Raw genomic sequence first — 5,102 nt, forward strand, 5'->3', positions numbered from 1 at the left:
GAACGTTGATGCCGCACCGACAGGCGCACATGTAGCAGGTGGTCTTGCGAACCTCGTCCGAGACCTTTGGCGATGTGTCGATAACTGGCTGTTGATGGGTCATAGGCGGGTCCTGTCGGTTGATCCAGGCGCGGTTCTGGCAGATCCGCCCAGATGGAAGAAACCGCGGCCTTAGCCGCAGGCGTCGATTATTGCGCTCCTCGCGCTTGAAGGACGGTAACGGCGATGATCTGTGTCACATCATCGGCGCTGCAGCCGCGCGAGAGATCGTTGGCGGGCTTGGCCAGGCCTTGCAAAACGGGACCAATCGCAAGATATCCTCCCAATCGTTGGGTCATCTTGTAGCCAATATTTCCTGCGTCCAGATTGGGGAATATCTTAACGTTTGCGAGGCCTGCGACGGACGATCCAGGTGACTTTCGCTCACCGACCGAAGGCACAAAGGCAGCGTCAAACTGCAACTCACCGTCTACCTGCAGCTCAGGATGTGCAGCGCGCAGGAGATTGGTGGCGTTGATTACTTTATCAACCTTGGGATGTTTCGCACTGCCTTTGGTCGAAAAGCTCAACATTGCGACCTTAGGTTCTTCTTGCAATAGCGCGCGGGCGGATTCAGCCGAGGCGGCTGCGATCTTCGCCAACTCTTCGGCTGAAGGGTCGATAACTAGGCCACAATCCGAATACAGCATCGCGCGGGCACCATCGGAGGCGCCGTCAGGTGGATACATCAGGAAAAAACTTGAGACCATGCCAGCATCCGGAGCCATTCCGATGACCTGAATTGCGGTTCGCACTACGTCGCCAGTGGTATGAACAGCCCCACCGACTGTGCCTATGGCCCGACCGCTTCGAACCAACATCGCCGCGTAAACCAAAGGTGTCTCAACTGCCTTGCGCGCAGCGGCTTCATCTACACCTTTGTGCTTACGAAGCGCGTGGTATTCGCGGGCAAACTCTGCCGTCAATTCAGATGTTAAAGGGTCATGGATGGATACCCCTTCGCCTAATTCGGCCCAACCTGACTTTAACTCGGCTTCTACCTCAGCCTGTGGGCCGATCAGAATGATATCTGCCAATCCTGCGGCATGGGCGGCGAGCGCCCCCTTCACAATGCGAGGGTCGCTGCCTTCGCTCAGAGCGATAACAGGGCGGGTTGCCGGGGCGCTTTTACGCAACAGTTCTATCGGTGTCTTTGTCATGCGTCCCGGATCCCTGTCATGTCACTTAAACTTGGCTGTCAGCCATATCCGCGGCGTCGACGCCTGCCACGCGGACAGGCTTCTTCATCGCGTCACGGCGGAACGGATCGCCCAGCTCCTGGTTGATCAGCGCCTCGATCAGGGTGGTGATGCCGTTCTTCTGGTCAATGATCGCCTGGTTCAGTGCCGCGGTCAGTTCTTCCTGAGTGCGTGCAACCACACCCTTGAGACCACAAGCATTGGCAATCGCCGCATAAGACACACCCTGATCCAGCTCAGTGCCAACGAAGTTGTCATCGAACCACAGGGTCGAGTTGCGCTTTTCCGCACCCCACTGGTAATTGCGGAATACGATCTGGGTGATCGCAGGCCATTCCTCGCGACCAATGGCGGTCAGTTCGTTGACCGAGATGCCAAATGCGCCGTCACCGGCAAAACCCACAACCGGCACATCCGGGCAACCGATCTTGGCGCCGATGATGGCGGGCAGGCCATAGCCACAGGGGCCGAACAGGCCGGGGGCTAGGTATTTGCGACCTTCGTCGAAAGATGGGTAGGCATTGCCGATGGCACAGTTGTTGCCAATATCGGACGAGATGATTGCTTCGCGCGGCAGTGCCTGCTGGATCGCACGCCATGCCATGCGCGGGCTCATCCAGTCCGGCTTGGCCGCACGGGCACGCTCATTCCAGGTGGTCCCCGGGTCGTCATTTTCGTGTGTCAGAGAGCTCAATTCCTGCGCCCAAGCGGATTTGGTTTGGGCGATCTTTGCCTTCCGCGCATCCCGGCCCGCATCACCAGCGTCATCCGCCAGTTGGCCCAGAATGCCGTTCGCCACCAACGCCGCGTCACCCACGATTCCAACTGAGACGTCCTTGGTCAGGCCAATGCGATCAGGGTTGATGTCAACTTGGATGATTTTCGCATCCGTCGGCCAGTAGTCGATGCCATAGCCCGGCAAGGTCGAGAATGGGTTCAAACGGGTGCCCAGACACAGGACAACGTCGGCCTGGCTGATCAGCTCCATCCCTGCTTTCGAGCCGTTATAGCCCAGAGGGCCGGCAAACAGCGGGTGGTTGCCCGGGAAGGCGTCATTGTGCTGATAGCCAACGCAAACCGGGGCGTCCAGACGCTCGGCCAGAGCCTGAGACGCGGCGATGCCGCCCTTGGACAATACCACTCCGGCACCATTCAGGATCACCGGACGTTCGGCTTTCGATAGCAGCGCGGCTGCATCTTCGACGGCTTGGGTGCCGCCCGATGGACGTTCGAAGTTGACGATCTTGGGCAGTTCGATGTCGACAACCTGGGTCCACATGTCCCGCGGGATGTTCATCTGCGCGGGGGCGGATGCGCGCTTGGCTTGCATGATCACGCGGTTCAGAACCTCGGCCACACGGGCTGGGTCACGCAATTCTTCCTGATAGGCAACGCAGTCCGCGAACATGCGCATCTGCTCCATCTCCTGAAATCCGCCCTGACCGATGGTCTTGTTCGCAGCCTGTGGTGTGATCAAGAGCAGCGGAGTGTGGTTCCAGTAGGCCGTTTTCACGGCAGTGACAAAGTTGGTGATGCCGGGGCCATTCTGCGCAATCATGATCGACATCTCGCCCGTTGCACGCGTATAACCGTCCGCGATCATGCCGCCGGTACACTCATGCGCGCAGTCCCAGAATGTAATGCCGGCCGCAGGAAAAATATCCGAAATCGGCATCATGGCCGAACCGATGATCCCAAACGCATGCTTGATACCGTGCATTTGCAGCGTTTTGACAAAGGCCTCTTCAGTTGTCATTTTCATTGGTCTGTCTCCTCAACAGGGGAAAATGGGGAATTGGGTTAAACAGTTCCGCGACGATCCTCGAGGATCAGGTCGCTACATTTTTCGCCGATCATGATGGTCGGGGCATTGGTGTTGCCGCTGACAATGTCTGGCATAATCGACGCATCCGCGACCCGTAGGCCACGTATGCCGCGCACGCGCAGGCGTGGATCGACCACTGCCCGATCATCGACACCCATCTTGCAGGTTGATGTCGGGTGATAGATCGTCTGTGCCATGTTTCGCGCAGCCTCAAGATGGTCCTCATCGGTTATGACCTCGCCTTTGGGCACGTGCTCTCGCACAACGAAGGGTGAGAGTGCGTCGGTCTTTGTCATGGCACGGGCAAACTTGACCGCGCGGATTGCGCAAAGCTGATCGCCGGTGGTCGACAGATAGTTTGGAACGATCTTGGGATAGACATGCGCATCAGGTGAGCTGATGTGGATATGCCCCCTGCTTTCCGGCCGCAATTGACAGACGGAAGAGGTGAAGCCCGAGAACGGGTGCATCTCGATCCCCGGTTTGTCAGCTGACAGCGGCTGGAAATGGAACTGGATGTCGGGGGTTTCCAGACCCTTCATCGACTTTGCAAAAATCGCCACCTGAGAAGCGCCAAGGCTCATAGGTCCAGTTCGACGCAGGGCGTATTCGATACCAATCCCGGCGCGGTGGAAGATGTTATTGATTGCGTCGTTCAGGGTGGGCACATTAACTTCGTAGACCAGCCGGATCTGCAGGTGATCCTGCAGATGTTCGCCCACACCGGGAAGTGCGTGACGTACTTCGACCCCAGCCGCGCGCAGGACATCCGGATTGCCGATGCCCGACACTTCAAGCAGTTGTGGGGACCCGATGGCTCCGGTGGACAGGATCACTTCGCCACCCGGTTTTAGGATCGCCTTCTGTGCGTGGCCCTTGCGATCATAGGCTACGCCGGTGACCTGGTTGGGGGCGTCCGATGCGAAGACAAGACCTGTCGTGTGGGCATGGGTGATGATTTCAAGGTTCTGGCGCTTGCCCTTGATCGGGGTCAGGAACGCCTTGGCCGAAGAACAGCGAAACCCTTTGCGCGCGGTCTGGTGAAAATAGCCTGCGCCTTCCTGTTGCTCACCATTGTAGTCATCGGTCCGGGGCACGCCCATTTCAACGGCGGCCTCGATGAACGCTTCTGAGATGGGGGATTTGGCCCGGATCAGCGAGACGGCCAGCTCCCCATCTTTCCCATGAATTTCCGGGTCCGCGTCTTCGTGACATTCGGACCGCTTGAACAGCGGCAGCACGTCATCCCAGGACCAGCCGGTATTGCCCAGTTGCGCCCAGCGGTCATAGTCTTCCTTCTGACCGCGGACGTAAAGCAGCCCGTTGATCGACGAGGATCCGCCGAGTGTTTTGCCGCGTGGCCAATCGATTGCGCGGCCGTTCAAGCCGGGATCGGGTTCGGCCTTGTAGCACCAGTCGGTATTGGGGTTGTGCAAGGTTTTGAAATACCCGACCGGGATGTGAATCCACGGGTTGATATCCTTGCCGCCAGCTTCCAGTAAAAGAACCCTGATTTTCGGGTCTGCGGACAACCGATTGGCGATGACACACCCCGCAGAGCCTGCCCCAACTATTATGTAGTCGAATGTCATTTCTACACCAAATAAGTCTGGATTACGCCCTATGTGACAGATTCAATTGTGTCCCAACCCTCGCTGAGATGGCTTGAGGTCCATGAATTGAATTCGATGGGGGAGGCGCCGTGACCAGTTGTGAAACATCGGTCGATGCATGGCCCATCGGTTTGCATTTAGAGCAAAACCTTGGGTCTGAGTACGTCTCCGAAGGATATTGCCAATCAACCAGGTCCTCATGAGTCGATTGGGGGTCTGGAATGCGTTGGCAAGTGTTCAACTGACCAAATGCTCGATGTTGGTCAACGGTAAAAGCCACTTCCATGATTGTCTCCTCCCAAGGTCGTTGAAAAAAGGTCTATACAAGTTACAACAAATATACTAGCGTTTTTTGATACAAAACGTCTCAATAATTGCGATCAGGGAGGTAAGCAATGGAGATCGGCAAGAAACTAAGTGGTATTT

Annotated in this window: 3 protein-coding genes; all 3 read right to left on the reverse strand. The window is 57.1% G+C overall.

From position 1 onward, the window contains the following. Positions 1–188 precede the first annotated feature (188 nt). The 3 genes from pta to ACR0EZ_RS25660 are packed head-to-tail and all read right to left on the reverse strand — an operon-like array spanning position 189 to position 4,655. On the reverse strand, positions 189–1,199 hold the full coding sequence (gene pta, locus ACR0EZ_RS25650; RefSeq protein WP_480617649.1) for a phosphate acetyltransferase: 1,011 nt from the start codon (positions 1,197–1,199) through the stop codon (positions 189–191). Between the two features lie 25 nt (positions 1,200–1,224). Then, on the reverse strand, positions 1,225–3,000 hold the full coding sequence (gene xsc / locus ACR0EZ_RS25655) for a sulfoacetaldehyde acetyltransferase (protein WP_480617650.1): 1,776 nt from the start codon (positions 2,998–3,000) through the stop codon (positions 1,225–1,227). 38 nt (positions 3,001–3,038) lie between these two features. Then, complete coding sequence (locus ACR0EZ_RS25660) at positions 3,039–4,655, reverse strand: GMC family oxidoreductase (protein ID WP_480617651.1); 1,617 nt, start codon at positions 4,653–4,655, stop codon at positions 3,039–3,041. Positions 4,656–5,102: the final 447 nt, after the last annotated feature.

This window comes from Ruegeria sp. AK4 (assembly GCF_056541025.1).

What these genes read in the sequence shown, in the direction of transcription:
- ACR0EZ_RS25660 (WP_480617651.1), bottom strand. Translation starts at nt 4,655, where the DNA reads ATGACATTCGACTACATAATAGTTGGGGCAGGCTCTGCGGGGTGTGTC.
- xsc (WP_480617650.1), bottom strand. Translation starts at nt 3,000, where the DNA reads ATGAAAATGACAACTGAAGAGGCCTTTGTCAAAACGCTGCAAATGCAC.
- pta (WP_480617649.1), bottom strand. Translation starts at nt 1,199, where the DNA reads ATGACAAAGACACCGATAGAACTGTTGCGTAAAAGCGCCCCGGCAACC.